Here is a 1411-nt window from a genome sequence, read left to right on the forward strand (position 1 = left end):
CTTCGGCGGCTGGCAGATGCCGCTGAAGTACAGCTCCGAGCTCGCCGAACACCACGCCGTCCGCAACGCCGCCGGCCTGTTCGACCTCTCCCACATGGGCGAAATCTGGGTGGCAGGCCCTGAGGCCGCAGCATTCCTGGACTACGCCCTGGTCAGCAAGATCTCCGCCATGCGCGTGGGCAAGGCGAAGTACTCGCTGATCTGCAACGCCGACGGCGGGATTATCGATGACCTGATCACGTACCGCCGGCCGGCGGCGCCGGACGGTACGGACGTGTTCCTGGTGGTTCCCAACGCCGGCAACGCAGCGGTGGTTGCCGCCGCTATGGAGGAGCGGGCTGCCGGGTTCAACGTCCAGGTCCGCGATGCCTCCGCCGAGACGTCGCTGATCGCGGTGCAGGGCCCCAAAGCGCAGGAGTTCCTGCTCCGCCTGGTGCCGGCCGACCGGCACGGCGACGTCATAGGCCTGCCGTATTACGCCGCGGTGGAGGTTCCACTGCTGGCGGGCGGCGCCGGCCAGGAACTTCTTGTTGCCCGCACCGGCTACACGGGCGAAGACGGGTTCGAGATCTTCGTTGCCAACGACGCTGCCCCTGCCCTCTGGCAGGTCCTGCTGGCGGTCGCCGATGAGGAGCTGACCCCCGCCGGGCTGGCGTCCCGCGACTCCCTCCGGCTGGAAGCCGGGATGCCGTTGTACGGCAACGAACTGTCACTGCAGGGTGACCCGTTCGCCGCGGGACTGGGCGGCATCGTCGCGTTGTCCAAGGAAGGCGACTTCGTGGGCAAAGCTGCTTTGGCGGCCCGGAAGGAAGCCGGTGCCGGAACCACAAGCGGCCGCCGCCTTGTCGGACTCAAGGGACTCGGCCGCCGCGCCGGCCGCGCCCACTACCTGGTCCTCAAGGACGGTGCGGTCGTGGGCGAGGTGACCTCCGGCCAGCCCTCACCCACCCTCGGCTACCCGGTCGCACTGGCCTACGTCGACGTCGGGCACACCGCCTTAGGCACCGCTTTGGACATCGACCTTCGCGGCAAGGCAGAGCCCTTCGAAGTCGTCGAACTCCCGTTCTACAAACGCGCCACATAAATAGTCGGAACCCCGTTGGCACCGTGGTTCGCAACCCCGTGGTCGCCTTTGGCCGGGTGGGACTGGCATCCTCGGCGTGCTCGGTCGCGTAGACGCCCGCTGAGCGGACGTTACGCTCCCTTAGACGCACGTTTCCGGATACCACTCCCACAGGGGCCGCGCTACTCACGGTCTCCGGTTCAACAATCCGCGGTTGGCAGCAAAGGTGAGATGTCGTCGGCGGGTGAGCGGATTCCGGAAGCGTGCGTCAAAGCGACGAAGGAGCAGCACGCGGAGGAATTCGGCCAAGCGCACCCAACCCCGCCACCAACTCTCTAGTTAGGAATA

The 1411-nt window shown here is 67.1% G+C and carries 1 protein-coding gene; it reads left to right on the plus strand.

The window, feature by feature from the left end:
* A partial coding sequence (gcvT, locus tag FDW83_RS18895) for a glycine cleavage system aminomethyltransferase GcvT (RefSeq protein ID WP_138139601.1) occupies positions 1 to 1084 on the plus strand: 1084 nt, incomplete at its 5' end.
* Positions 1085 to 1411: the final 327 nt, after the last annotated feature.

Source organism: Pseudarthrobacter sp. NamE2 (assembly GCF_005796205.1).
Taxonomy (GTDB): Bacteria; Actinomycetota; Actinomycetes; order Actinomycetales; family Micrococcaceae; genus Arthrobacter.